35 protein-coding genes and 1 riboswitch are annotated in these 24,897 nt (G+C 57.1%); of the genes, 13 read left to right on the top strand and 22 right to left on the bottom strand.

Annotation, left to right across the window (positions count from 1 at the left end):
* Positions 1–78: 78 nt before the first annotated feature.
* Positions 79–216, bottom strand: coding sequence for a hypothetical protein (locus SYNCC9605_RS15405; protein ID WP_257929960.1), 138 nt, complete (start codon positions 214–216; stop codon positions 79–81).
* Here SYNCC9605_RS15405 and SYNCC9605_RS05580 point away from each other — a divergent pair.
* Entirely contained in the window at positions 167–1,468 is a 1,302-nt protein-coding gene (locus SYNCC9605_RS05580; RefSeq protein WP_011364085.1) for an MSMEG_0569 family flavin-dependent oxidoreductase, read from the top strand. The genes SYNCC9605_RS15405 and SYNCC9605_RS05580 overlap by 50 nt on opposite strands.
* A gap of 266 nt (positions 1,469–1,734) precedes the next feature.
* On the opposite strand, the gene SYNCC9605_RS15400 is transcribed toward SYNCC9605_RS05580, so the two are convergent.
* A complete protein-coding gene (locus SYNCC9605_RS15400; protein WP_257929958.1) occupies positions 1,735–1,857 on the bottom strand; it encodes a hypothetical protein in 123 nt (40 codons plus the stop codon).
* 264 nt (positions 1,858–2,121) lie between these two features.
* Here SYNCC9605_RS15400 and SYNCC9605_RS15790 point away from each other — a divergent pair, with 264 nt between their 5' ends.
* A complete protein-coding gene (locus SYNCC9605_RS15790) occupies positions 2,122–2,385 on the top strand; it encodes a DUF1651 domain-containing protein (protein WP_011364083.1) in 264 nt (87 codons plus the stop codon).
* A gap of 192 nt (positions 2,386–2,577) precedes the next feature.
* On the opposite strand, the gene SYNCC9605_RS14615 is transcribed toward SYNCC9605_RS15790, so the two are convergent.
* From SYNCC9605_RS14615 to SYNCC9605_RS05550, 4 genes are all read right to left on the bottom strand, one after another.
* Positions 2,578–3,012 carry a hypothetical protein gene (locus SYNCC9605_RS14615; RefSeq protein WP_156783020.1) on the bottom strand — a complete coding sequence of 145 codons (435 nt, stop codon included), beginning with the start codon at positions 3,010–3,012 and terminating at the stop codon, positions 2,578–2,580.
* A 670-nt stretch (positions 3,013–3,682) separates the two neighbouring features.
* Complete coding sequence (chrA, locus tag SYNCC9605_RS05560) at positions 3,683–4,867, bottom strand: chromate efflux transporter (RefSeq protein WP_011364080.1); 1,185 nt, start codon at positions 4,865–4,867, stop codon at positions 3,683–3,685.
* Positions 4,868–4,880: 13 nt separating this feature from the next.
* Positions 4,881–5,891, bottom strand: a complete 1,011-nt coding sequence (gene arsB, locus SYNCC9605_RS05555; RefSeq protein ID WP_011364079.1) for an ACR3 family arsenite efflux transporter — start codon at positions 5,889–5,891, stop codon at positions 4,881–4,883.
* A 200-nt stretch (positions 5,892–6,091) separates the two neighbouring features.
* On the bottom strand, positions 6,092–6,766 hold the full coding sequence (locus tag SYNCC9605_RS05550) for a hypothetical protein (RefSeq protein ID WP_041434639.1): 675 nt from the start codon (positions 6,764–6,766) through the stop codon (positions 6,092–6,094).
* Between the two features lie 1,476 nt (positions 6,767–8,242).
* On the opposite strand from SYNCC9605_RS05550, the gene phnC reads away from it, so the two are divergent.
* Positions 8,243–9,007: a phosphonate ABC transporter ATP-binding protein gene (gene phnC, locus SYNCC9605_RS05545; RefSeq protein WP_011364076.1), complete on the top strand. Its 765-nt coding sequence runs from the start codon at positions 8,243–8,245 to the stop codon at positions 9,005–9,007.
* Positions 9,008–9,051: 44 nt separating this feature from the next.
* Positions 9,052–9,672, top strand: coding sequence for a phosphate/phosphite/phosphonate ABC transporter substrate-binding protein (gene phnD, locus SYNCC9605_RS13800; protein WP_011364075.1), 621 nt, complete (start codon positions 9,052–9,054; stop codon positions 9,670–9,672).
* Here the strand turns inward: phnD and SYNCC9605_RS05540 are convergent.
* From SYNCC9605_RS05540 to SYNCC9605_RS14610, 3 genes are all read right to left on the bottom strand, one after another.
* Positions 9,582–11,009: an iron uptake porin gene (locus SYNCC9605_RS05540; protein ID WP_011364074.1), complete on the bottom strand. Its 1,428-nt coding sequence runs from the start codon at positions 11,007–11,009 to the stop codon at positions 9,582–9,584. The two genes, phnD and SYNCC9605_RS05540, sit on opposite strands and share 91 nt — an antisense overlap.
* Before the next feature lie 300 nt (positions 11,010–11,309).
* Positions 11,310–11,483 (bottom strand): hypothetical protein, encoded by a 174-nt coding sequence (locus SYNCC9605_RS15395; protein ID WP_257929957.1) that lies wholly within the window; start codon positions 11,481–11,483, stop codon positions 11,310–11,312.
* Positions 11,484–11,770: 287 nt separating this feature from the next.
* On the bottom strand, positions 11,771–11,917 hold the full coding sequence (locus SYNCC9605_RS14610) for a hypothetical protein (protein ID WP_156783019.1): 147 nt from the start codon (positions 11,915–11,917) through the stop codon (positions 11,771–11,773).
* 431 nt (positions 11,918–12,348) lie between these two features.
* Here SYNCC9605_RS14610 and SYNCC9605_RS05535 point away from each other — a divergent pair, with 431 nt between their 5' ends.
* On the top strand, positions 12,349–12,531 hold the full coding sequence (locus SYNCC9605_RS05535; RefSeq protein WP_156783018.1) for a hypothetical protein: 183 nt from the start codon (positions 12,349–12,351) through the stop codon (positions 12,529–12,531).
* A 2-nt stretch (positions 12,532–12,533) separates the two neighbouring features.
* Here the strand turns inward: SYNCC9605_RS05535 and SYNCC9605_RS05530 are convergent, their stop codons facing one another.
* The 6 genes from SYNCC9605_RS05530 to SYNCC9605_RS05510 form a co-directional block, all read right to left on the bottom strand.
* A complete protein-coding gene (locus tag SYNCC9605_RS05530) occupies positions 12,534–14,168 on the bottom strand; it encodes a hydroxysqualene dehydroxylase (RefSeq protein WP_011364072.1) in 1,635 nt (544 codons plus the stop codon).
* Between the two features lie 240 nt (positions 14,169–14,408).
* On the bottom strand, positions 14,409–14,618 hold the full coding sequence (locus SYNCC9605_RS05525; RefSeq protein WP_041434637.1) for a hypothetical protein: 210 nt from the start codon (positions 14,616–14,618) through the stop codon (positions 14,409–14,411).
* Complete coding sequence (locus SYNCC9605_RS15110) at positions 14,615–14,743, bottom strand: hypothetical protein (RefSeq protein WP_257929956.1); 129 nt, start codon at positions 14,741–14,743, stop codon at positions 14,615–14,617. Before SYNCC9605_RS15110 ends, SYNCC9605_RS05525 begins: the two co-directional genes overlap by 4 nt.
* A gap of 42 nt (positions 14,744–14,785) precedes the next feature.
* Positions 14,786–14,992 carry a hypothetical protein gene (locus tag SYNCC9605_RS05520; RefSeq protein WP_257929955.1) on the bottom strand — a complete coding sequence of 69 codons (207 nt, stop codon included), beginning with the start codon at positions 14,990–14,992 and terminating at the stop codon, positions 14,786–14,788.
* Between the two features lie 126 nt (positions 14,993–15,118).
* Positions 15,119–15,766 (bottom strand): ParA family protein, encoded by a 648-nt coding sequence (locus SYNCC9605_RS05515; RefSeq protein WP_041434632.1) that lies wholly within the window; start codon positions 15,764–15,766, stop codon positions 15,119–15,121.
* A gap of 9 nt (positions 15,767–15,775) precedes the next feature.
* A complete protein-coding gene (locus SYNCC9605_RS05510) occupies positions 15,776–15,967 on the bottom strand; it encodes a hypothetical protein (protein WP_244272209.1) in 192 nt (63 codons plus the stop codon).
* Between the two features lie 506 nt (positions 15,968–16,473).
* Between SYNCC9605_RS05510 and SYNCC9605_RS14605 the strand changes: the two genes are divergently transcribed.
* The gene (locus SYNCC9605_RS14605) at positions 16,474–16,578 is read left to right on the top strand and encodes a DUF4278 domain-containing protein (protein ID WP_071813014.1); all 105 of its coding nucleotides are present in this window, start codon (positions 16,474–16,476) and stop codon (positions 16,576–16,578) included.
* Positions 16,579–16,632: 54 nt separating this feature from the next.
* Here the strand turns inward: SYNCC9605_RS14605 and SYNCC9605_RS14600 are convergent, their stop codons facing one another.
* From SYNCC9605_RS14600 to SYNCC9605_RS05485, 6 genes are all read right to left on the bottom strand, one after another.
* Positions 16,633–16,788, bottom strand: coding sequence for a hypothetical protein (locus SYNCC9605_RS14600; RefSeq protein WP_156783015.1), 156 nt, complete (start codon positions 16,786–16,788; stop codon positions 16,633–16,635).
* Between the two features lie 42 nt (positions 16,789–16,830).
* Positions 16,831–17,607 (bottom strand): J domain-containing protein, encoded by a 777-nt coding sequence (locus SYNCC9605_RS05505; protein WP_011364067.1) that lies wholly within the window; start codon positions 17,605–17,607, stop codon positions 16,831–16,833.
* A 15-nt stretch (positions 17,608–17,622) separates the two neighbouring features.
* Positions 17,623–18,288: an SDR family oxidoreductase gene (locus SYNCC9605_RS05500; protein ID WP_011364066.1), complete on the bottom strand. Its 666-nt coding sequence runs from the start codon at positions 18,286–18,288 to the stop codon at positions 17,623–17,625.
* 56 nt (positions 18,289–18,344) lie between these two features.
* The gene (locus tag SYNCC9605_RS05495; RefSeq protein ID WP_011364065.1) at positions 18,345–18,557 is read right to left on the bottom strand and encodes a hypothetical protein; all 213 of its coding nucleotides are present in this window, start codon (positions 18,555–18,557) and stop codon (positions 18,345–18,347) included.
* A 110-nt stretch (positions 18,558–18,667) separates the two neighbouring features.
* Positions 18,668–18,853: a hypothetical protein gene (locus tag SYNCC9605_RS05490; protein WP_041434630.1), complete on the bottom strand. Its 186-nt coding sequence runs from the start codon at positions 18,851–18,853 to the stop codon at positions 18,668–18,670.
* A 206-nt stretch (positions 18,854–19,059) separates the two neighbouring features.
* Positions 19,060–19,359, bottom strand: a complete 300-nt coding sequence (locus SYNCC9605_RS05485; protein ID WP_083757089.1) for a hypothetical protein — start codon at positions 19,357–19,359, stop codon at positions 19,060–19,062.
* Between the two features lie 125 nt (positions 19,360–19,484).
* Here SYNCC9605_RS05485 and SYNCC9605_RS05480 point away from each other — a divergent pair, with 125 nt between their 5' ends.
* Together SYNCC9605_RS05480 and SYNCC9605_RS15105 are read left to right on the top strand one after the other, a co-directional pair.
* Positions 19,485–19,640, top strand: coding sequence for a hypothetical protein (locus SYNCC9605_RS05480; RefSeq protein WP_156783014.1), 156 nt, complete (start codon positions 19,485–19,487; stop codon positions 19,638–19,640).
* Between the two features lie 300 nt (positions 19,641–19,940).
* Entirely contained in the window at positions 19,941–20,105 is a 165-nt protein-coding gene (locus tag SYNCC9605_RS15105; protein ID WP_198002483.1) for a hypothetical protein, read from the top strand.
* 135 nt (positions 20,106–20,240) lie between these two features.
* Here SYNCC9605_RS15105 and SYNCC9605_RS14595 read toward each other — a convergent pair whose 3' ends face one another.
* A complete protein-coding gene (locus tag SYNCC9605_RS14595) occupies positions 20,241–20,414 on the bottom strand; it encodes a hypothetical protein (protein ID WP_156783013.1) in 174 nt (57 codons plus the stop codon).
* A 166-nt stretch (positions 20,415–20,580) separates the two neighbouring features.
* Positions 20,581–20,681: riboswitch (guanidine-I (ykkC/yxkD leader) on the top strand.
* Between the two features lie 26 nt (positions 20,682–20,707).
* Between SYNCC9605_RS14595 and speB the strand changes: the two genes are divergently transcribed.
* From speB to SYNCC9605_RS05455, 5 genes are read left to right on the top strand one after another with little or no spacing between them, the layout of a single operon-like run.
* The gene (gene speB, locus SYNCC9605_RS05475; RefSeq protein WP_011364061.1) at positions 20,708–21,898 is read left to right on the top strand and encodes an agmatinase; all 1,191 of its coding nucleotides are present in this window, start codon (positions 20,708–20,710) and stop codon (positions 21,896–21,898) included.
* Between the two features lie 3 nt (positions 21,899–21,901).
* Complete coding sequence (locus SYNCC9605_RS05470; protein ID WP_011364060.1) at positions 21,902–22,300, top strand: hydrogenase maturation nickel metallochaperone HypA; 399 nt, start codon at positions 21,902–21,904, stop codon at positions 22,298–22,300.
* Between the two features lie 22 nt (positions 22,301–22,322).
* Complete coding sequence (hypB, locus tag SYNCC9605_RS05465; protein ID WP_011364059.1) at positions 22,323–23,027, top strand: hydrogenase nickel incorporation protein HypB; 705 nt, start codon at positions 22,323–22,325, stop codon at positions 23,025–23,027.
* Between the two features lie 38 nt (positions 23,028–23,065).
* Positions 23,066–24,067: an ABC transporter substrate-binding protein gene (locus SYNCC9605_RS05460; RefSeq protein WP_011364058.1), complete on the top strand. Its 1,002-nt coding sequence runs from the start codon at positions 23,066–23,068 to the stop codon at positions 24,065–24,067.
* Positions 24,067–24,894, top strand: coding sequence for an ABC transporter permease (locus SYNCC9605_RS05455; protein WP_011364057.1), 828 nt, complete (start codon positions 24,067–24,069; stop codon positions 24,892–24,894). Before SYNCC9605_RS05460 ends, SYNCC9605_RS05455 begins: the two co-directional genes overlap by 1 nt.
* The last annotated feature ends 3 nt before the right edge of the window (positions 24,895–24,897 follow it).

Here is a 24,897-nt window from a genome sequence, read left to right as displayed (position 1 = left end):
AAGCACTCCAAGCGTGACTCTTCTTCAGCGATCAGCGATGTGCCTATTGCAACCAAATCAACGACATCAGCAGACCAATCAATCAACAATTCCGTGCTTTTCACTACAGCATTCATCGTTTTCCGAGAAATGATCTTTTAAAGATGTTTGCCAATTGACGTTGCCAGTGGACGCGCAATCCAACTCCTCAATCCAGCGACGTTCGGCAGTGGTCATTGGTGCAGGCCAGGCTGGTCTGTCTGCTGCCTATGCCTTGCAGCAACAAGGGATACGACCGCTCGTTCTTGAAAAGAACCGTGTGGCGTATGCCTGGGACCAACAGCGCTGGGATTCCTTCTGCCTCGTCACGCCGAACTGGCAATGCCGTTTGCCCGACTTTCCCTACAGCGGTGATCAGCCCGACGGCTTCATGGGCAAGACGTCGATTGTGAATTATCTCCAGCGCTTCGCTCAGCACGTCAACGCCGACCTTCGCGAAGGCGTGGCCGTCTCGCGGTTGAAACCCATCGTGAACGGGTATCGGCTCGACACTAATGAGGGAGTCATCGAAGCCGAACACGTCATCGTTGCCACTGGGGGCTACCACATTCTCCGACGTCATCCACTCGCCGAACGTCTACCAGCATCTGTGCAGCAACTGGATGCTCGTTCCTACCGAAATCCCGAGGCACTACCCGATGGTCCGGTGCTGGTCGTCGGCAATGGCCAATCCGGCAGTCAGATCGCTGAAGACCTTCACCTTGCGGGTCGTTCCGTGCACCTGAGCGTGGGCCGAGCCCCACGATCTCCGCGTCGCTATCGCGGCAAAGACGTTGTGGATTGGTTGGATCGCATGGGCTACTACGCCATGCCAATAAGCGATCACACGGATCCACGCTCGGTCCGAGCCAAGACCAATCACTACCTCACAGGCCGAGACGGCGGGCGTGAGATTGATCTACGACAACGGGCGATTGAGGGCATGCATCTACATGGCCGACTCTCGACCATCTCCCGCGAACACATCGGTTTCGCGAATGACCTAGCCAGCAATCTTGATCAAGCCGATGCGGTGTATTGTCGCATTCGCACCAGCATTGACAACTGGATCAAACAGGAAGGGATCGATGCACCGGCTGAACCGGCATATTCCCCCTGCTGGCAGCCATCTCACATCGAAGATCCAGGGATTGATCTGAGCTCACAGCCGCTCGCCGCTGTGATCTGGTGCACGGGGTACCGCAGTGACTTCAGCTGGATTGAGGCGCCCGTCTTTGATGGAAGTGGGTTGCCGGGCCATGATCGCGGCGTCACCCAAAGCGCTGGCCTGTATTTCATCGGCTTGCCTTGGCTGCACACCTGGGGCTCCGGTCGCTTCTGCGGCGTAAGCGACGACGCGCGTTATCTCGCCCAAGTGATCAATCTGCGTTTGCAACGCCGTGATGCCTGCCAAGAACGACTGGAATGCACAGCAATCCTGGGTTCATAAACCTGGGACTTAACTGATCAAAGCCAACCATTAATAGACGATTCACAAGACAGCTTTAGAAAACCACGAATGCCCCAGTTGCACATCATTCAGCCTAATTGCACAAAAAATGAGGGACAGTTCAGGAACAAGCCCTTCAGACCTGTTCCAACAATTGGGAGCTAAGTGGCAGCAGTGGCCAGAAACCCCAGCGCTGATCAGCAGGATCCACACCAGCTCCTGCCACCACGCTCCCCATCAATGCAGTGATTCTGCAGAGGAATGGATCAGGCCAGCGGCAAACCACCCACTCCGGCGCAGAACAGCACCACCCGCCAGGCCGGTTGCCGCCAGCGCACCAGCAACACAAACACCACCAAAGGGATGGGCCGACCTTCCTGATAGGTCAATAGCCTCTCCCGAGCAGAGCATCAGTAGTGATTCAAGAGATTCACTTTTCCCTCACCAGAAGGGGGAGGTGATGGTCCACTGTGGAGAGGAACTTCGGTCCGAGGACCCAGCGAGAGAACTCAACAACCAAATCTCGGAGCTTCAAGCTCGGGTTGCCTACCCACAGCACTGGAGCAGCGGAGAGCATGAGCAGCACATCGAAAGGCTCCGCCAGCTCACCTACGAAAAAAGCCGTCTGAGCGATCGATCAGGCTCCTCTCCCATTGTGCGAACTCATCACTGAAGAACTCTCCTACAAGTCGGTTGGCGCGTGGCTTGTCAATGAGCCACAGCAGCTTTACTACCAATTCACCCCTTCCAAGGATGGCTCTCGAGGCGAGTCGATCGTCATGCGCAGTTTCCATTGGCGACCACCTGACGACCCGATTCCTCAGGGGAGTCAACTGATGACACGACAAGAGGCGCTGGAAAAATGGAATGCACTCAAGTCAATGGGCTGGAGGCGCTGCGCCGGTCCACTTCGGTAGGGCAGTGAACTGGGCAACCAAGTGCTTACGCGTAGTTGGCAATTGGAGCAAAACCAGCGGTAGTCCAGAGTGCGGTTATGAAACAGCCGAACACACAGCGACTTAGGGCTCTACGGCTATCTGCACTCGCAAGGGACAACAAAGTCGTCAATGCCATTCGCGCCTCGATCACTCAGGCCCCTGATGCTCTTGTTAAGGAGTTGATGGACGTCCATGGATGGCCAGCGCATGAAGCCCTCTGCGCAGTTCAGCAGCTTCAGCAAGATGTCCTTGATGACACGACTGAACAGGCATCGGCGTGAAAGAGATCATTCGCAACGGCCAAGATTTGGTCGAGCGATTGAAGCCCCAGTCAGCTCTGGCCATCGCTTGAAGTGAGGGCTCACTGGCATTCGATGCATGCTCGATTCGTATGTCTACCTTGCGAGTGTCGTCCTCTTTAGGGACATGGGATTCGACGGAGTCGATAAGACAGACCGCTTCATCATTGCCGCCAGGCGACGTGCGGAAGCTGCAATGCATGAGACAGACCCAAAGCTGACGGCGCTTGAGAAAGCGATGTGGCTCAAGTTGAAACGAGGTGAACGCCCGTGCAAAAACAGCAAGGCGTCCTAGGGAACTGCTCACCTGCACTTCAATAAAAGCGGAGGCGGCCCTTCCAGATGGAAGAGACGGCCTAACTCGCTCGTTTATGCATTGCAGTCGACCTAGTCAGTACGTGTTGCCTTTGGGGATCTCCTTGGCAATGGGCCTGAGAGAGGAAGGTCGAAGCGTCTGGCTTGTGGCAACCCTGGGGCCATTTGGACCAGGTGTGAAGCGGGACTCCTACGGGGCACCTAGACGAACGGTGCAGAGGAGTGTCGACTGATCAGACGCACATCAGTGTCGTCACAGACGAGGCGCTCACGGTTGGGTTGAAAAGTTGGAGCAGGGGCCAGAAAAGTCAGGCTGCTTCTGCGATTTGCTCAGGTGGGGTTCGGCCGTCATGGGCTCCTCCGATCTCGATGCACACACTCTCGGAAGCGGTGGAGCATCAGGCAATCAGCTGTCGTGCTCATTGCCTTCTGGGCCGAATCGGTCGATTTTGGAACCGGCGTGCTGAATGCTGACTGTGTTTCGTCTCAGTGCAGCGGAAAGGCGTTTCGCCCTCACTTCCTTTGCCGTGAAGGTTGCGATTTTTTGGATTGCTCAGTTGATGGTCTGCGTGTTGGATCCGCGTCGGCTGGTGTGCGGTGTCGTAGAGAAGGGGTTCCTGCCCTGCCTGATCAGCTTTGCGGTGATTCTGCAGAGGAATGGATCAAGCCAGGGTGAAACCACCCACTCCGGCGCAGAACAGCACCACTCGCCAGGCCGGTTGCCGCCAACTCACCAAGAGCACAAATGCCACCAACGCCAAGCTGAACTCAGCGCCTCCGCGGATGCCTGTCTGCCAGACGGGTTGAAACAACGCCGCCAGCAGGATGCCCACCACCGAAGCATTGATACCCAGCAGGGCTCGACGCATCGGAGCCAAACGGCCCAGGTCACTCCAGAAAGGCAAGAGCCCACCAATCAACAAGAACGATGGAAAAAAGAGGGCCATGAGCGCCATCACAGAACCGCCGATGCCCTGAAGCCCTGGCTGCAGATCAAAACCAAGAAAGGCCGCGAAACTGAACATCGGCCCTGGCACCGCCTGGGCAGCGCCATACCCCGCCAGAAACTGCTGCAGGTCGATCCAACCATTGGGCACCAAGGCTTGCTCCAGCAAGGGGAGCACCACATGGCCACCACCGAACACCAAGGCACCGGTGCGCAGGAAACCACTGAGCTGCTGCACCAGCAGCGGCCTGGCTTCGGCTGACAGCCAGGGCAGAGCCACGAACAGCAGCACAGCGAAACCAAGCAAAACCACCGCCACCGAGCGCCGCAGCGGAACCATGAGACGTTCAGGTGCCGATGGCTCCAGCTCAGGTGGCATCAGAGCGCACCAACCCACCAATCCGCCAAGCAACAGGGCCAACAGCTGGGCCCAGACGCGAGGCACCAACAGCACCAGCACAGCAGCCGCAACCATCAGGCTGGCCCGCTGCCGATCGGGAGCCAGCTTGCGCTGCAGGCCCAGAACGGCCTGAGCCACCACGGCCACAGCCGCCACCATCAAGCCATGCACCCAACCCCCGTCGATCCAACTGGGATGAGCCGAAAGCAGCGACGCCGCCAGCACCATCAATACAGCCGAAGGCAAGGTGAACCCAGCCCAGGCGGCCACACCGCCGAGCCAACCGGCCCGGATCAGCCCCAACCCCATCCCCACCTGGGAACTCGAAGGGCCCGGCAACAGTTGACATAGACCAACCAGATCGGCGTAGGCCTCAACTGTGATCCAACGCTCCCGCTGCACAAACCGCTCGTGGAAGTAACCGAGGTGCGCCACGGGGCCACCGAAGGAGGTCAGCCCCAACACGAAGAACTGGACGAACACCTGTAGCGGAGCGGGCATCACGCTGCTCCTCTCAGGCGGGGAACAGGCGTCGGTTTCGGTTGGCCATCGCCACCAGCGAGAGCATCACCGGAACCTCCACCAGCACGCCAACAACCGTGGCCAAGGCAGCCCCGGAGTTCAAACCGAACAGGCTGATGGCCACCGCAACCGCCAACTCAAAAAAGTTGGACGCGGCGATCATGGCCCCGGGTGCGGCAATCGATCGTGGCTGTCCTGCTGAGCGCATCCAGAACGCCGTGATCCAGAAGATCAGATAGGTCTGGAGGATCAAAGGGATGGCAATCAAAACGATGGCCAGCGGATTGGCCAGGATCGACTGGGCCTGCACCATGAACAGCAGCAACACGGTGGCGATCAACGCGCAAATCGACAAGGGCTTGAGCCGCGTCTCCAACCGCTTAATCCGGCGAACACTGCGCAGGCTCAGCCTCGTGAACCATCCGGCCACCAGGGGGACCACTACGAACAGACCCACTGCCGTGAGCATCGTGTCCCAAGGCACAAACACATCTAAAACCCCCAGCAGGAGCGCCGCAATCGGGGCAAAGGCGAAGACCATGATCAGGTCGTTCAACGCGACCTGCACCAGGGTGTAGTTGGGATCGCCGTCGCTGAGACGACTCCACACGAACACCATCGCTGTGCAGGGCGCGACGCCAAGAAGAATCATCCCTGCCACGTACTCCTGGCCAATGGCTGCCGGGATCCAGGTAGAAAACACGCCACGGATGAAGAGCCAGGCCAGGGCTGTCATGGTGAAGGGCTTGATCACCCAGTTGACGACAGCTGTCACCAAAAGCCCCCGCGGGTGCTGGCGAATCGCTCCGATGGAGGAGAAGTCGACCGCCAACATCATCGGGAAGATCATTCCCCAGATCAGCACCGCGATCGGCAGATTGATCCCCGCAGCCTCCAGGGCTGCAATGCTTGCCGCCGCATCAGGAAACCAAGCACCAAGGCCAACTCCCGCCAGGATTGCCAGACCAATCCAGACGGAGAGATAGTGCTCAAACAAACCCATTATCCCATCAAGAATTCTTGATGGGATAACACTACCTTCGACAGGCTCTGGTCACAAACAGGTGTGTTCCGAGATACACGAAGGGCTATTCCAAACAAACCCGAGAGCACAGATTACTCAGACAACGACGACAAGAACAACCAATGACTATCTCAAAAAATTAAATTATCGAAAAAGTAAGCAGCTTATTAGCCGAGGTTTTAGATTCTTTTTTCCAACAAAGACAGGGCTTTGTCATGGCGCTTTTTAAAAACAGCTTTTAGCGCCGAATGCTGGGCCATGAGCTGAGCACGGAGGCCAACCCGCCGCTTCAACTCCTCAAAAACTGAGTCACACAGCTGCCAATAGAGCTCAACAATGCCCAACTCTCGTGCATAGTCCTTACGCTTGCGAAGTATGCTTGTAACCCGCTTGAAGCAGTCAGGCGCAGGAAAAACAAAATTGCTCTGAGATGCCTCAATCTCGGCCTTGCAACAAACCAACATCAAATCTAGATTTTTTTTGTTCTCTGGAGAATCCTTCACAGCCTTCCAATCCTGCTTCTCAACACCGCGCGTTTGGGGGAACATCATCGCCAAGATCTCGCCAGGGGTTTTGCCTACAAGGTCGGCTCCGAGAGACCAGTCAAGGTCAGAATCGAAAGTCTCAACCAGAGTCGGCCTGGAAAGTGCAGGCGGCTCTGCATCAGGCGGTAACGATGAAGACGGCGTTAACCCAGAAACTTCTGCTCGGAGCTCAGCGGATCGCGAACCTCTAAAGCCAGATACCCTGATGGGCCTCGTGTTCTTGAGCTTTCGAGCTACGCGCCTGCCAATCGCCTTGGAGAGAACAAAAGCAATCGCCAGGACAGCCAGCAGAAAAGCAAACATCTCCATTGGGGAACTGAGTGAGGATCGCCAAAACAATGAGGCGAAGCTTACTTTGATATCGCCCACCCTGGTGTTGTGGTCAGCAGCAAGATGGAATCAAGACTTGCTCAGCTAGTTCGAGCTATCAGGCGTCCACGGCGCGAGGCGAATCCCACTGATTATTTGCACTTTCGAACGAATTACATTCACGACCAAGCCAAAACCGCCGCACCTGAGGTCTTGTGCTGGTGAGTATCGAATCACCTTCAAACCATTGTTTCTCGGGCCGGCAGCATCAGTCTCAGAAAGATAATCCTTGATTTCATTGATCACAAAACTTTCATCCACAGCATGCTCGCGAACGATACTGACAAGGTGGCATCAATCATGTCTCGAATTTCTTTTCGCGCGTGATCTGTCGCCCGCACCAGACCGCTTATGTATCGTTTTGTACACTTTAATACCCGCAGGGATTTTTGCCTAAAAGCCTGATCTCAGTAGCAGCGGGAGCCTTCAAGCTTCCGCTTGGCCTTCTCTGCTTTTCTGATCAGCTTCTGTGCGGAAGAGCGATCAACGCACGCTCGAGCCTCAAGCTCAAGGCGATGCAGCTTCAGAAATTGCTTTAGCGGATTCATTACAACCACCTTTTAACCAATCATTTATCTCTACCACCTCATAACGCCAGGGGATTCATGCCTATGCGGATCTCTTAATCACGTTGCAATCAAGCCTTGACCTTCAGGCCGTAAATAGCACTGATCTGGGCAGGAACCCTTGCAAGACCTACTCTTGAGATCACCGTTCTGGTCGTGGCTGCTGGCAGCGGGCATCGTGTGGGGCCCAGGGGCGGTCGCACTTCACCTACAACACAACGGTGTTGTGCCGATCCCCTCTGATCAAGCGTTAACGGTGAGCCAGAAACGCCAGGACGTAACCAATCACTAGGCCATTAGCGAAGGTGAGCTACAGGAACTTGACCTTGCTCAGTCCAAGCGACTTCCTAAACAACTTTGTTGCGCTTTTGCGTCAACGAAACATCGGATTCGTGATGCGGAGTCTTGATCAACTCCTACACCACAGTCATGCATGATCACGAGGCCCAGCATGAGAGTGTGTTGGCTTCGGCCTGGCCCAGTTGGATTACAAATCGGTTTGCCTCACGCTTCTGGTTGTACTCGCAGCGATCAACACAGTGATCAACCTCCGGGCGCATCGCAGACGTTGAGGAAGAGGGGCAACTCATACAAGCTCCAGACTCCTGATTGGGTGAACCCACGAAACGAACAAGAGGATACCGGAAGAATGAGCTGATGACAAACCCAGTCACGTTCAAAGGCAATGCATCAAACAGCCCCAAAGGTTATGAATGCAATAAGGTTAGGCCAAGAAATAAAAAAGACTGAAGAGAAATAAGCAAACCTCTACCAAGTCTTATTCATTTGTTAATTGTCAGCGCCAGATGAAGGTTAGATTTTCTAAGTAAGTTCTTTGCAGAACAAGGCAATGAAAGAGCTGTTAAGCATCCAGCAATTGTCGGTTTCATTCGGGGAAAACAATTTCGCAGTCCAAGATATTAGTTTCTCGCTCCAAGATGGAGAATTCGTTGTTCTTCTGGGCTCCTCTGGGGCCGGAAAATCAACACTGCTTCGCTCCCTAAATGGGTTGGTTCAACCCTGTTCGGGAAGCATCCAATCACGGCACCACGGAGAGATCAGCGCCAGCACCAACCGCCAACTCCGCACCCACCGACGGGACACCGCAATGGTGTTCCAGCAGCACCAGCTCATTGACCGCTTATCGGTCCTCGACAACGTGCTAATGGGGCGCTTGGGATACCACTCTTTCCTGCGTTCACTGCTTCCACTTCCGGAGAGCGATCGCCAAAAAGCTCTCTCAGCCCTGGAGCGTGTTGGTTTGATTGATAAAGCACTGTCCCGCGTCAAAGACCTCAGCGGCGGCCAGCAGCAACGCGTTGGAATCGCTCGGGCCCTTGTGCAGGAACCCCGTTTGATTCTCGCGGACGAACCGATCGCCAGCCTGGATCCGGAAAGTTCAGTGCAGATTCTTTCGCTGTTGAAAGACATCTGCCAACGCGACCGAATTGCTGTTCTGGTCAGCCTTCACCAGGTGGAATTCGCACGCCAATTTGCTGATCGAATCATTGGCATGGCCGCTGGTTGCATCATTTGCAACCAACACTCCACGAAGCTGGAAGAAAGCGAGATTCACGCCCTGTATCGCCACAAGCTCGAGGCAGCGGTCACCTAAACATCCGCCGTCTCGACTTCAGGCTTGCTCTTCACTTCATCACCATGTTGTCCCAAGCTGCGCGTTTTTCAGCCGTTGCTTTTGCCTCTGCTGCGATTGTTCTGACTGGTTGCTCCAGCCAAACAACAACTGGTCATTCTGCCGACTCCAGTGATCCTGACAAGCTGATTGTTGCCCTAATACCGGATGAAAATGCCGCAACGGTGATTCAGGACAATCAAGGGCTGAAGGATTACCTCAACCAGGAGCTCGGCAAGGACATCGAACTGGTGGTCACCACCGATTACTCCTCAATGATCGAGGCGGCTCGCAACGATCGCCTCGACCTGGCCTACTTCGGACCGCTGTCCTACGTGCTTGCCAAGACCAAGAGCGAGATCGAACCATTCGCCGCTCGGATCAAGGGCGGCACCAAGACCTACCAGTCATGCCTGATCGGCAACACCGAAGCCGGTGTAACCGACTTTGAGACGATCAAAGGCAAAACCTTTGCCTTTGGAGATCCAGCCTCAACCTCCAGCCGTCTGTTCCCGGAACTGACCCTCAAAGAGAATGGCCTCACCAAGGGTGAGGACTACGAGGGTGTGTTCCTCGGCGCCCATGACGCTGTGGCCCTGGCCCGCTTGTTGGTGTTGTCGTCCCAGTTGCCGTTGCCGTTGAGGTAAGAGGCACCAACACCAGCGCTAATGGAAGGCATCCAGCTGGAATCTTCAGGACGCCAGAAGGCGTGGGCAGACCAGCTGTGGCTGTCAGCATTGCTGCGCTTGTCAGCATCACCAACGGTGCAAGGGGTGCCGAATTTATCGCCAGCGGCGTACTCAGTGGCGGTGCGGAACTTGGCACCACACTGGCCGTAGCGATAACCGGCGGCCAAGCCCCACTGCTTGTTGCCGTAGGCAATCTGCGTGGTGATGTTGCCTTCGGAGTTATCGGTCATGAAGCCACCCGTGTTGGGGTTGCTGTCATTGGCCTCTCCGGAATCGGCAACGTAGTTAGCAGCCACGGTGAAGTAGGGGTTGCCCTTCTCCACTTGCTTCTTGTTGCTGTAGATGGCACCGAAGCCACCGCCGGTCTCCTTGTTCCAGACGCCGGGGGTACCCAGGGAACCACCGAAGAAATCAAGGATCTTGCTGCCGCCCTTGCCGTAGGCGCTGGCCTTGTAGCCCATCATCTCGGTGTTCCGGGTCAGAGGGCCGGCCTGGACCGTGAAGCTGTCGCCGAGGGGGAAGCGGTAGTAGAGGCGATCAATCTCGACGATGTTGCCGCCGGGGGCAGCGGTGTCGAGTTTGTTCATAGGAACGCCGTTGCCGTCCCACACGCTGCTGTCGCCCATGTTGCCGGCGCGCAGACGGGTGTACAGCAGATCCTTGCCGCTGAAAGAGGTCTTCAGCGCAAGACGCACGTCATAGCTGAAGGAGAAGCCGCCATATTTCGCGTTCCAGTCATCACGGGCACCCTTCTCTCCACCGGTGTTGTAGTTGTCACCTTTGGCGCGTGTCGCACCAGCCACCCAGTTACTTGTGCCACTGAGCTTGGTGGTGGTGGAGAACTGGGTGGCTTCCAGTTCGCCGACGCGGGCCTCGAGGCCGTCAACGCGACCCTTGAGGATGGCCAGCTCGGTTTCGAATTCCTTGAGCAGGCGACGCAGCTCGTCGGTCACTTCAGTGATCCGGTCGAGGCAGGCGTTCAGCAGGGCAGCCGCTTCGTAGCGGGTCATCGCCCGGTTGCCACGGAAGGTGCCGTTGGGGTAGCCGGCGACGCAGCCGTAGGTCTCCACCAGGTTGGCCAGAGCCTGATAGGCCCAGTCGGTGGGGTAAACGTCAGAGAATTGGGTAACGCTGGTGACCTGATCAAGGCTGTTGCCACTGGCAGTAGCCGCGTAATCAGAAACGTCGTTGATGTTCAGCTCGGCGGCATTGGCTGCTGGGCTGTTGACAACAGCCAAAGGGGCCAGAAGGCCAAGGGCAGCAGGAGCCACCAGCAGTTGCTGGAAAAGCTTCATTTTGGGTTCTCACACCAAGAGAAAAGTGCCGGCAAGACATGCCAGCGGCCTTACGCTATGGGCCCGGAATCACGGTGTCGGTAAGAGCTAGCCAAGGGTCGTTTATGTATCGGTTAAGACCATCCACCCCGGCGCCAATGAAGCCAGGTGCGTCCCAGGCGAATGACTTGCATCAATCCCTCAATTGAGGGAGTTCCCAGGGTTTCTCCCCCCCTCAACTGGGGGATCAAGCTGAAAGAAGAGGCCGAGCGCACGCACAGATCGAACGAGCCAACAACCCGCACGAGGAAAAGATCCGGCTCAGCGGCGACTGGACCGCTTGGAATGGCTGTGTTTCGACGACAGATGCAACAGGTTGGATGCCTTGTCTTGCTCTTCCACCTTGGTGAGCTTCTTCACAAGAGTCCAGGTGTCTTGGGCAGACATCTCACCATCTTGCTCCCATTTGATGCTCGACAATTCAGCAGGAGACATCAAGGGAGGACGCGGCTCATCAACTTAAGGAACGTGATATCGATGTGGCCGTTGCCACCAAGCGATGTCACTTAAGACAATCGAAAGTTGGTCTGCCTGGATACAACGTTTGAAACAAGGCAATAAAAAAGCCTCAGCCGCATGGGCTGAAGCCAGGTGATGGGGAACGAATGAAACATACCGGCCCTGCACCCACAATCAAGGGCTGAGGACACCACATCTGGTGGCAGGAGCAGCCTTGCCGAGGCACATAACACCACTGAGCTCCAGCTGCCAACGCGAAAAGGTCAGTGCGAACCGAGCCAAGAGCAACAGGTGCCAAGACGGATCGTCAACAACGCCAGAACGCCAACCGCCGCAGCCACAAACGACACTCCCATCAGCTGCTGACGGCGCTTCTCACTGCTGGCCTCGACCGATTGGCTGCCATTCAACGGAAAAATTCAGACGAGCCAACTTAAGCGTTTTCGGTAGCATGAGCTACCAAGACAGGAGTTCTGCCGGGGATGCCGCGGCGGCTGCGTGCACTGAGTTGCGTGCGCGCCCTGAGATGACGGTGACGGCGACAGGGCCTCGCATACAGATCGGCGCTGTTTTTCCACGAGCGCGGATATGGCCAGCTGCGTTTGACCGCAGGCGAATTGGTTGTTCTGCAACACCACCAGGCGTGGAGCCACAGGGCGGTCATGCCACAGATCAAACCAGTCATGGCTGCATGATGTAACCCATCGGGGCGGCGTCAAGCAAAGGCCAGCAACCTAAGCAACGCTGAGTCATCCCCCCGCAGCTCTGCGTGAATGAGTGATACGGCCGGTTGCCAAGTGCCCTTTGGCCGATGCAGAACTGGTGCATCGGATCAGCAGCCATGGCCAAGCGTCGCTTTCTCGAAAAGCAACCGCTCACCGAAGCGGAAGGACTGACCGTCCTGATCATGATGGGGGTGGGGCTCACCCTGGGTGGCATCAGCGTGACCATCCTGATGGCGCTGAATGCCTCAGCCGCAGGGTCTTGGCAGGAACTCTGGCTTTCAGGTCAACTGAATTTCTGAGCTCAGGCCAGCCAAGGCCAACGGATCCCGAAAGCCTCCAAGGGATCCATCACAAGCTTGTTGAGGGCCCGGCCCAACAGCACCTGGGGTTCTTCAGGACGGATCGGACGCACCGGGTGCTCTTGGCGCCTTGATGCATTCGCCCCCCTCACAACCCTACTGCGCACCAGTGCATTGGCTGCCTCAAGACCACAGACGTAGGCCCGTTCCTGGCAAAGCCCCTTGGCACCGTGCTCGTGTTCGCCCATCCGCACCCAATCGCCAGCGCAGACCACAGATGGAAGTGCCGTCTGCAACGGCGGCCGTTGGCTGAAACTGCCGGGGGAGAACAACGACACCGAGCCCGGGTAACGGCGCACCTCAAACTCCAGCACCTGGGCAAGCCGAAAGGCTGGCACCGTTTGGGGCAACAGCTGATTCAGCAGGGTGTCGACGATCTCCTGATCACTCAAGGCTGCGATCGCCGTGGCGTTGTAGAAGTCGCTGGCCACCACGGAGCCCTGGGGCTCGCCGCCGCCCCAGAGTGCATCTTGATCAGCGTTCTGCAGCTGATCGAGCATGAAAAAAGTGGCGCCCGCACCCTGCAAGGCATCAAAGCGCGAGAAGACATTGGCGGGATCGGCGACCGCGATGGTGCGATCCAGCCACAACCGCACCGACACCACATCAATCGCCCCCAAACCGCCAGCAGCCGCCAGCTCCGGCAGCACATCAATGCAGTGCGGCGACTCCGCCATCAGGGCATGCATGCCCTTGGCACCCACCGCCAGCACAACCGCATCAACGTCATCAACAAGGCTGGAGCGTCCTGTCGCTTTGAAGCGAATCTCCACCGACCGAATCGCTTCGCCTGGCTGATCAAGATTCAGGCGCGTGGCCAACGTTCCTCCCAAAACGGTTAGCAGACCAGAGTTGAGCAAGCGTTCCGCCAGGGGAGCGATCAGCTGCTCGGCGATGCTGCCGGAACGAATCCAGCGCACATCAAAGGAATCTTGATGCGCCAGGGCGTAGTAGTAGAGCAGCTCCATGGTGACGGCTGCCGATAATTCCTCCGGTGGCTTGAACAGCCCCACCAAAAGAATCGGACGCAAGAATTCGTCGATCATCCGCTCCGTGATTCCCAGTTGGCGGAACAGGGTCAACGCATCGATGGCGTCGTAGCGCCGGAAGGTCTCCTCGTTGCGATTCAGATCCAGCATCGCCACCAAAAGGCCGGCAATGCTCAGGCGATCGGCAAAAGGCAGTCGCTTGAAGTTCTTGATTGTTGCCATGGCCTGGCCCAGGGGACTGGGCAGCTGCAGCCCATCACCGAACACCGGCGCGGTGGCCTCAAGACCGGTGGGAGACCAGAAGGCGCTGGTGGTGAATTCAGTGAACGCATGGGTGAGCCCAAGCTCATCGGTCAGCGCATTGATGTTGGGGTAATCCCTCCAAAAGCCCCGGGTGCCGGCTTCGAAGGGTTTACCGCTGGCGGTGCGCATCGGCGTCCGTCCCGTGGGATCCGACATGCCATCGACGAGGGTGACGCGAACACCGGCTTCACAGAGGACTTTGGCTGCACCCCAGCCAGCCCAGCCAGCACCGATCACCATCACATGGGAAGCATCAGCGTTAGCGGCCTTGGATGGCTCAGGCATCGACCACAGAGAGAGAGGCTTGGGTGAGCCTCACATCATGCAGCTCTGGAGAGGAAAAGGTCGCCATCGCCACAGAGAAGAAGAAATGAATAACGTCGCCCGTAGATGAAATCGTTTTATGGCTTCCGATACGGCCGTCCGCTGGCCTGTGTTCCTGCCGTTGGTGCTGTTCTTTGGTGGCATCGGCGCTGCAGCAGCGATGACCCAGTTGCTGGGATCGTTCTGAGCTTCAGGGTGCAATCAGATCAGGTTCAAAGCCCTAAGCACTTGAGCTCGAATCCCGCCGAGACGAAACCAAGCTTGAACGGCATCTGCCTTGCAGGTGTAGGGACGCCAGTCGTCTTCATCAAGGCGCCGTTGGATGTGACGCACCACCCGTTCAGCGACGACACGATCACTGGATGCTTTCAAAAGGATCTGCCGGCCGTTCAGCTCAAACGTGTCAGTCATTTTTTGAGCGGTTTGATCAGCTCACCGGTCTGCAATGACACCACAGCGAAGCTGCCCACAAAGACAACCGCCACCAGGAGGAGGAAGGCCGCTGTGAGATTGCTGATCTCAAGCTGCCCGAGCATAAAGGCCAACAAGTTAGTCATCAAAAGCAGGCGCTTTTGAACCTAGACGGATTCGTCGTTGTTCAGATTGCCAAGAACCACGCTCGCCATCGACAAACCGATGGCGAGCATCACAACGGCTTCGATCACGCGGCTTTGTTGGTGATGCTCGGCGTTTTGAGCAGAACCGCGGCGGAGGAAGGCTTCACGGTCACCTGACCAGAAGAAGCAGATTGAGCTTGGGGCTGCCAGGTGGATGCTGCTGAGCAACGGGTGGGATTTTTCAACCAAGAACTGCGTCCCATCAACCTTCAATCAGCTGCGTCAAGGATTGCGGCTGCAGCGCTGAAGATCTGTCTGATTGGCGACCGATGCAGGAAGTGAGGTGGTTCTTGATCAAGCACTTACGGCGTCAGGCGGTGCTGCCAACAAGCGATCACGAATCTGAACAGCGGCCTGGCAGTAAGCCGACCATCCCCCCATGCGGCGCAGATCGGCACGACCACGATCATCCACAGCATTCGACACACAAACACCCTCCACCTCTGCTTTTTCAAACGCCGCCAACAAGGGGATTTCCGCCTGCATCACATCCACATCAAACCCCTCCAAAATTTGGCGCGCTTCCTGGGCAAGCCGTTGTTTTCGGCTGTCCACCTTCACCAACAACGCGGCATGTCTCGTGTCCATCTGCCTGAGGATTGAGGAGAGCTCAACGGTGAGCTCAACCGATCTAGCCTGCGGCGTGGTGGGCAGCAAAACCAGGTCTGCTCCGGCCGAAAGGTTCTTGAGTTCATCTTCGTGGCTGCTGGCCTGCCCGTCGGTGATGATCACCTGGGCATGGCGGGTGGCCTTTGCTGCAGCCTCCACAGGCACCACCTCGTATGGGAGCATACCTCGGGCGGCATAGGCGGTTGCCGAGCGGTTGCGATCCGCATCAACAACACACACCGGTAGGCCCTGCTGAGCCCAAACACAAGCCAAATGAATGCTGGTGCAGGTTTTTGCCACACCACCTTTCTGGCCAAAGACAGTCAAAAACATGGCGGAGGTTTAAATGCGCGGAATGATCGCGTCGTTGGGGAAGAACTCTTCAAACACACAGATGCGGTCGGCCCAACGAGCCTCCACTTCCAAGCGCATCAAGCGATTGCGCACCCACATCAAGGTGTCCACATCAATGGGTTTATGGAACTTGTGCTGCTGCGCCTTCACCCAATCATCCTTGCTCTGAGAGCTGTTCATGACCGCGAAAACTGTTGTGTCCATACCGTACGGATGGCATCTCTGAGCGCCAGCAGCTTCACATTGAGTAAGCATCAAGCATCACCCAATCGCAGCCGAACTGTTCAGCAGAACAACGAATTAATGGAAGCTTTGAGTCCGGGCCAGAAGGTTCAGATCTGGAACCTCGAGATCGGTAGCCGATCCATCATTCCGACCATCCCAGCAACGACAGAATTGACTTAGTTCATCTTCAGCCTGTGATGACGCAAAAAGCACCCCAACTCAAGCCACGCCCCGTGCACACACCTCCCAAACGCGCTTGAACCACTTGAAGGCCTGAATCAAACAGCCTGAGCCGAACAGAATTCCTGTTTTGTAACGGTACGAACGACGCGCGGATTGACAGTCCTTCTGTAAGAGGTGTGTAGCAACTGCTACGCGACCACGTTCACCTCGTCTTCGGCGAGGCGCAGTTCGACTCAGGCCATGGAACGGGGACCTGAGCTTGCTTCGAGGAACTCATCATGACCCTGACCTATCGCGGCCAGAAGTACAACCAGAGCAACGCTGCTGCTTCCGATGTTCAGCGCCCTGTTCTTGTTTACCGCGGTCAGAAAGTCGCTCGCTGACAACAGCACGACGACCTCTTTCAAGCCCCGCCGAAGCGGGGCTTTTTTTATGGCTCATTCGCCTTCAGGATCGGGCTGTCTTGCCTTCCAACGTTCAAACCAAACGGCGACGGCGAGGGACACAGCCACAGCAAAGCCAGCACCAATCAGCACCACACCAACTTCCACCGGCATCAACACCACCTGTTGCTCCTTCAAATCATCGGACAAGACCGATCAACACGGGAAAGGCGGCGTTGTCGAACCAAGGTGTTACTGAACCAACGACTGATACGCCTCATTGACGCGTCGAAACGCCTCAGCAGAACCACCGAGATCGGGATGGTGCTGCTTCACCAGTTTTCGATGCGCTTGCTTGATCTCCGCCAGGGATGCGTTGGCATCCAAGCCCAACACCTCTAAAGCTGCACGGCGTGATTCATGGGCATGGCCATTTTCCGGACGATCGGTTTGACGTTGGTCTGTTCGGGTGCGGCGCCCCTGCCGTCTGGAACCGGATTGCTCCTGACGCTGACGCAGCTGCTCCACCACACGCTGTGAATCCTCATCCAGCCATTCACTAGCGCGAACCCCAAACAAGGCAAACGCCGCCAGAACTGCCGTTGTTTGCTTGTTCGGCTTGGCACCCACCGCCGCCAGGAGATCTGTTCCCAGCCCCGGAACCAACCGATCCAACCGCTGTTCAAGGCTTAAGTGGGCAGGAAAACCAATGCGGTTTAGCTGCTCAATCAACAGCTCCAAACCCCGCTGACGCAGTGCCGTCCATCCCGGCTGCTGAGCAAGGGCCTGCCCCCAGGCCTGCACCTGTTGGCTGCTGATCCGCGGTGAAGCTTGAGCCGATGGCTCACTCCAGGGGCGATGGGATCTTGGTTGCGTGCGAATGCGTTGGCGTTGCAATCGCTCCAACTCACGGTTGAGCCGCAACACCTCGCGACGCAAAGCATCGTTCTCTGCCAGCAACGCCTCAACATTGCTTGTGACCCGTTGTTCAGGACGTCCACCAGACCAATGCCGCGGATCAAAGCCCAAAGCGTGTCTCCCGTCTCACCACGGCAACAACTCACCATTGGCATGCCAGAAGCTGCCGCTGGTGGCCATGGTTAAGCCATCGATCCGTGCCAGCAGACCCTTCACCGACTGCTCGGGGGGGATCCCGCTGGGATTGAAGCGAATCATGCGGGTGCGCACCAATCCGGGATGCAAAATCGCCACGGCGATGCCCCGCGATTCCAGGTCAATCGCCAACGATTTTCCAGCCATGTTGAGGGCCACCTTCGACATCCGATAGCCATAGGAACCTCCCGAGCTGTTGTCGTCGATGGACCCCATGCGGCTGGTCATCAGCACCAACTTGGCGCCACTGGGCATCTGATCCACCAACGCCCTGGCCAGCAGCAAAGGAGCAAGGGCATTCACCTCAAACTGGCGTCGAATCCCGGTGGGATCCAAATCCATCAGGCCCATCGACTGCAAAATCCCGGCATTGAGGATGACGCCATCGAGGGGCAAACCATCCAGACGCTGCACCAGGTCATCAATGGCTTGGCTGTCGCTCAACTCAAGGCCGGCTTCCACCCGCACCCGCAGACCCTCGAGTTCATCACTGGTTTGACGGCAAACCGCCACCACGTCATCATCCCGGGCCTTGAGCTGCCTGCAGTATTCCAAGCCGATCCCACGGTTGGCACCGGTGACTAGAAATGTCGCCATCGGGAGGTTTCAGCAACCGCCATCCTGCCGGCTCTTGCGTCGATCCCTTGAAACGATCACACCGGAAAATCCCCCTCCACGCCGTACTGATGCAAACACTGTTTCACCGTGAGCACTGAGACCGTGCTGCCCGTCTCTGCATCCACCAGCAGGTAGGGGCAGCCTCGGAGCACGCAGCGCCGCCGTGCATCGATATAGGCATCAAAAGCGTTGGCATGGGAACACTCCTCCACCCAACCTTCACTGCTGAGATATCGCGTGAGGATCATGCCCACAGACGCCTAGGCCACTGGTTATGGCTCAGGACATTCCGCATCTCAGGAAGTGACTTGAAGTCTTCGGGATCACAACGGAAAGAATGAACCTGAAGTAAGGCAGATCAATGTGATTCAGCTGATCCCTGCACAACGGTGACCACCTGATTCCAGGTGGCATGCACCACGCGATAGGTCTTCAAGGTGGCGCGTGATTTGGTGCGGGCGTTTACGAAGGCTTTGAACTCCGTTTTGAAGCAGATCTCTTGGATCCACTGCCCTCCATTATCAAGCCTCTCGATGCAGTACATCAGAGATCAAGCGGTTAAAAACATCACAACCGCAAAACTTTTGCTGAGCACAAAAACAAAAGATGGTTTTCGGGATCGGTCAAAAAAGCCCCCGCGCTGAGCGGAGGCTCGGGTGGTGTGAGGAGTCGACGATTTTGCAACTGCCGACTCTGATTTCATAGCCCGATTTCAGAACAGCAGCTCCCCCAGCCACAAAGCTTTATCCACTACAAATAGAGAAAACTGGCGCGACAACGCCGGAGCGCATCACGCACAGCCTCCAGCCCCGTTTCGTCTGGCCGATGCAGCCCGGCAGGCACCACCATCACGTCGTCCGCATCCAAATGAACCCGTGCTGAGAACCAGGTGCCAGGTCCTGGCACAGACGCACGGCAGATCGGATCCTGTTTGTCGTCCAGACGTCGCTCGATCAACCAACCCTCCACACGATCCAAGGGCTGAAACGCCGTTGAGGCAGAAGCGACAGGCACCATCAGGATGAGCAGCAACACGTGAAAGGCCTGCATCACAAGGCTGGAGCGAGCAAAGCGCACCCATCGTCACAGAGAGCACCGGTTCAACCGCACTGTTGCGTTAGAAGAGCTGCGTCGCGGAGCCGTCGATGCCGTTATTTCGCTGTGAAGGGTGCTCCATGCGCATCGAACGCTCGATGGCGGCGTACTGGCGCAACAAGGGGAAACTGCTGTGCTCCACCTGTCTTGATCGCCAGGAGATGCCTCTGAAAACGGCCGAGACCGGTCGGAAGCAAGGTTCTTCCGAATTCCGTGCCAACAGCAACAAAAGCTGACACCAGCTGTGGGAATGGTGCTCATGTCGTTCCCTCCCCCCTCAACCATGGGTTTCCTGGCCGTCGCCGGATGCATGCTCCTGGCTTCCGCCATGTCTGCTGCACTCACCACCAAGCCTTCCAAAGCCTGAGCGTTCAAAACGCCAGCAAAAGCTGAACAAAAACCGGGCCAAGCCCGGTTTTTGGCGATGGGCTTTCAGCCATGGATCTTTTCTCCCGCAGAAGAGATTTAGAACTGCAAATCAGATGTGCATGCAGCCCCCTTACGGCTGTAGATCCTTGATCCACTGAGCGAATCCCATGGACAGTATCAGTCGCATCTGTGCCACCTCCAAAGGCACCACCATTGATGCCATCGGCCAGGGCCGCTACCGCGTTTGCAACCGACATGCGGTTTGCTCTGACGTTGAAGGTCTTTGGCAGGCCTATGAGATTCTGCGGCGTCAGGAACAATCCTTAACTTGATTGAAGGGGGCCAGGAATAAGTATCAACACTTACAGCGCTTGAGTGTTCAGCACACAACACTTGGCGTACCCCGGTGAGGGGTAATGCGTCGACTCCGGGAGGGCTTAGGGAACCCTCCTTTTTTATGGGGTTTTTCAGAAGCCCAGCGTTCCTGCACTGTCCTCTCCGAACTCCAGGTAAAGGCAGCGAGCATCCTCAGCCCTGCCGCAATCAATTAGATGTTGAACCCGTTCGCGCCACCACTGCGACACACCAGAACTCAACTGTTTGTTGGGCAGACCACCGAAGGATTCACACACAGCAATCATCCGTGTTGAGCAAACGCCAAGCAGCACGATTGACAACGCGAATTGGCCTGTTAAGTGCTGTTAGCAGCTGTTGTTACCCAACAGCCATCTTCTGCAAAATCTGCCACACCAATCATTTGTAGCGGTTCACACTCCGCAGAGCATCAAAGCCGCAGACAGTTAAATTGCGGATGAAATCTAGGGTTCCGATCTCTTCACGGGGATGCCTGGTCCAAGAGGTTTCCACCGGCCTTGCCGGTTGCACGGAGGGACAAAAGCCCGGGAGACCGCCTCAACGCACACTCCCTTGTTTGATGTCATCCCCATCGGACCCTTCAGGGGCCTTCCAGCGTTCGTATCCCAGCGAAGGCATGCAGGCACTCGAGAAAGAACGCAAGCTTCCACTCACTGGCTGGCAGCAAGAAGTTGACCAGGCCAAACGCTTCGGGCTTGAAGCCGCCGAAAGCATTGTTGACCGCAACATCTCCACCTTCTCTAGAGGCGAGCTGCCGCATTTCGCCGGCATCAACACCTTCATGAAGGCGCCCTATTTAGAAGATGTGAACCAGGTGGGCAACTACGACGTCGCCATCGTTGGTGTACCCCACGACTGCGGCACCACCTACCGGCCCGGAACGCGCTTCGGCCCCCAGGGGATCCGACGAATATCAGCGCTTTACACCCCTTACAACTACGAAATGGGTGTCGACCTGCGTGAACAGATCACCCTCTGCGATGTGGGTGACATCTTCACGATCCCGGCCAACAACGAAAAGAGCTTCGATCAGATCTCCAAAGGCATCGCCCACGTCTTCTCGAGCGGCACCTTCCCGATCATCCTCGGTGGCGACCACTCGATCGGTTTCCCCACGGTGCGTGGGGTGTGTCGCCATCTCGGCGACAAAAAAGTGGGAATCATCCATTTCGATCGCCACGTCGACACCCAGGAGATCGACCTTGATGAGCGGATGCACACCTGCCCTTGGTTCCATGCCACAAACATGGCCAACGCCCCGGCAGAAAACCTGGTGCAGCTGGGCATTGGTGGTTGGCAAGTGCCTCGCGAGGGCGTCAAGGTCTGCAGGGAGCGGGGCACCAATGTGCTCACGGTGACCGACATCACTGAAATGGGGCTGGAAGCCGCAGCCCAATACGCCATTGAACGAGCCACCGATGGCACGGACTGCGTCTACATCTCCTTCGACATTGACTGCATCGATGCCGGCTTCGTGCCGGGAACTGGCTGGCCTGAGCCCGGTGGCTTGATGCCGCGAGAAGCGCTCAAGCTGCTCGAGCTGATCGTGCGCAACGTTCCCGTCTGCGGCCTGGAAATCGTTGAGGTTTCACCTCCCTACGACATCAGTGACATGACCTCCCTGATGGCCACCCGGGTTATTTGCGACACCATGGCCCACCTTGTGGTGAGCGGTCAGTTACCCCGCAAAGAGAAGCCGGAGTGGATCAGCGACACCTGCAACATGAACGTTGATCAGAAGTGGAGATAGGCCATGCATGAAGTCGACATGACCAAGTGCCTGCTGATCTCCCTGAATGAATGGCGCGACCGTCGCGAAGACACCTCTGCGATGGTCGAAACCGTTCATCTCGATGTGGGGCGATTCACCTGCGTTGAACCCGATCAGTTGGTGACCACTTACAACGCTGCGGTGCAGGGCACCTGGCTGGATGGATCCCGGCTCACGATCACGGAAATCCCCTTTCTGGGCCGCTGCTTGATCTGCAACGGCACCTACGACCCCGTGCCCGAAAACGCCTATCGCTCTCCCTGCTGCGATCACCCGCTTGAGGAGATCGTCAGCGGTAGGGAATTGCGCATCCGCAGCATCGATTACCGCAGCGATGCCGCCGCTGCCCTTGAGTCCGCTCCAATCCAGCGTCAGCGCTGAAACCAATACCCCCGCTTTTGCCATGCATATGCCTCTTGAGGACACCCTCGGCCTCAATCTGCTTGCCGCCAACAACCATCAGGCCGAACACAACAACGAACATTTCCAGAGCTGGGAACTGCTTTGCCTCAACCTGATGAGCAGCCCAGGCGCAGGAAAAACCGCCCTGCTCGAACGGTCCCTCCCTGCCTTGGCTCGCGAACTCAGCATGGCCGTGCTGGAAGGCGACATGACCACCCAGCTGGATGCCGACCGCTTGGAAACTGTTGGCATCCCGGTGGTGCCCATCACCACAGGCAGAGCCTGCCACCTTGATGCGGCCATGGTGAGTGGTGGCCTGAAGTTGCTGCAACAACGGCTCGATCCTTCCGCGCTGGATTTACTGCTCGTGGAAAACGTGGGCAACCTGGTCTGCCCTGCGGAATTTGACGTTGGGGAACACCACAAAGTGGCGTTGCTCAGCGTGACCGAGGGCGATGACAAGCCGCTCAAGTACCCCCTGATGTTCCGCAACGCGGATCTGGTGCTGATCACCAAGGTGGATCTTCTGCCCCACCTGCCTGTGGATGTGGCAGCGATCCGCCGCAACATCCAGAGCATCAATCCCAACGCCACGGTGATCGAGGTCTCCGCCCTGACAGGTGAAGGCCTGGATGCCTGGCACATCTGGGTGCGGCAAGTCCTCGCCAGCCGGACCACCACAACCCCTGCTCTGGCCACCGCCTGAGCAGATCAATTCAACGTCTTGTTCCTCCCGCCCATGCCATGACCAAACAACTACGCAACCTACTTTTCGCCGGCCTCGCCATCGTGCTGGCTGTCGCTTGCTCCAAGCCCTCCACACCGACGGTGGGCGGCACACCAATTGTTTTGGGCTACAGCAACTGGGCCGGATGGTGGCCCTGGGCGATTGCCGTGGAGGAAAAGCTGTTCGAGAAGAACGGCGTAAATGTGGAGATGAAGTGGTTCGACGGCTACGTGCAGTCGATGGAAACCTTCGCCGCTGGCAAGATCGACGGCAACTCCCAAACCTTGAACGACACCATTTCCTTCCTGCCGGGTGAAAACGGCGGTGAAGTGGTGGTTTTGGTGAACGACAATTCTGCTGGCAATGACCAGATCATTGCCGATGCCTCCATCACATCCATCACCGATCTCAAAGGCAAGACCGTTGCTGTTGAGGAAGGCGTTGTGGATGACTACCTGCTCAGCCTGGCCCTCAAGGATGCGGGCCTGAGCCGCGACGACGTGGTGATCAAAGGCATGCCCACCGATCAGGCAGCCACTGCATTCGCGGCAGGTCAGGTTGATGCCGTTGGTGCCTTCCCTCCCTACACAGGTACCGCCATGCAGCGAGAAGGTGCGCAGGTGATCGCCAGTTCCAAGGAGTATCCCGGTGCCATTCCTGATCTGCTCACCGTCAGCGGTGATCTGATTAAGGAACGTCCCGACGATGTGCAGAAGATCGTGAAGACCTGGTGGGACGTTCGCGAGTTCATGGAAAAGAACCGCGAAAAATCCGAGGCGATCATGGCCAAGCGTGCCGGCATTCCCACGGAGGAATACGAGCAGTACAAAGACGGCACCCGCTTCTTCTCCATCGAGGAAAACCTCGAGGCCTTCAGCGCTGGTGAGGGAATGAAGTTCATGCCGTTCGCTGCTGAGTCGATGGCCGACTTCATGGTTTCGGTGGGCTTCATCCCTGAGAAACCAGACATGAGCAAGCTGTTTGACGACAGCTTCATCAAGAAGGTCGCCGCCTCCTGATGGCTGCCACGGCCGCTGCTGCCCGCAAGGGGAGAAGCAATGGGCTTCTTTCCCTGTTTACCCTTGGTGCCATGCCATCCAAGGCCGTGCGTGGCGGCCTGCAGGTTGCATCACTGCTGGTGCCACTCCTGCTCTGGACCGCCATCGCTTCCCTAGGACTGGTGGATGAAAAATTCCTTCCCTCTCCGCAGGCCGTATTCCGCTCCCTGGCCTCCATGGCCGAGAGCGGAATCCTTTTCCAGGATATTGTGGCCAGCACCGGTCGCGTGTTTGGAGGATTTCTTCTCGCCACACTTCTGGCGGTGCCGATCGGCATCTGCATGGGGGTGTACCCAGCGATCTGCGCGATTTGCGAGCCGCTGATTGCCATGCTGCGTTACATGCCTGCAGCGGCATTTATCCCTCTGCTGATCATCTACCTCGGCATCGGGGAGGAACCCAAGATCGCTCTGATTTTTCTCGGCACGATCTACTTCAACATCCTGATGGTGATGGATGCGGTGAAGTTCGTTCCCAAAGAACTCATCGAAACCACACTCACCCTGGGTGGTCGCAGCCGGCAGGTGCTGGTGCAAGTCGTCGCCCGCTACAGCCTGCCCAGCATCATCGACACCTTGCGAATCAACATCGCAACCTCCTGGAACCTTGTGGTGGTGGCTGAGCTGGTGGCCGCGGAAGTGGGCCTTGGCAAACGCATCCAGCTGGCTCAGCGCTTTTTCCGCACCGATCAGATCTTCGCCGAGTTGATCGTTCTCGGCTTGATCGGCTTCGCCATCGACATGGGATTCAGGCTGTTGCTGCGTCTCAGCTGCAAATGGGCGGTGTGAGCC

It is taken from the genome of Synechococcus sp. CC9605, assembly GCF_000012625.1.
Lineage (GTDB): Bacteria > Cyanobacteriota > Cyanobacteriia > PCC-6307 > Cyanobiaceae > Parasynechococcus.
Note: the sequence above shows the minus strand (reverse complement) of the source record. Positions and strands in the feature narration are given on the sequence as shown.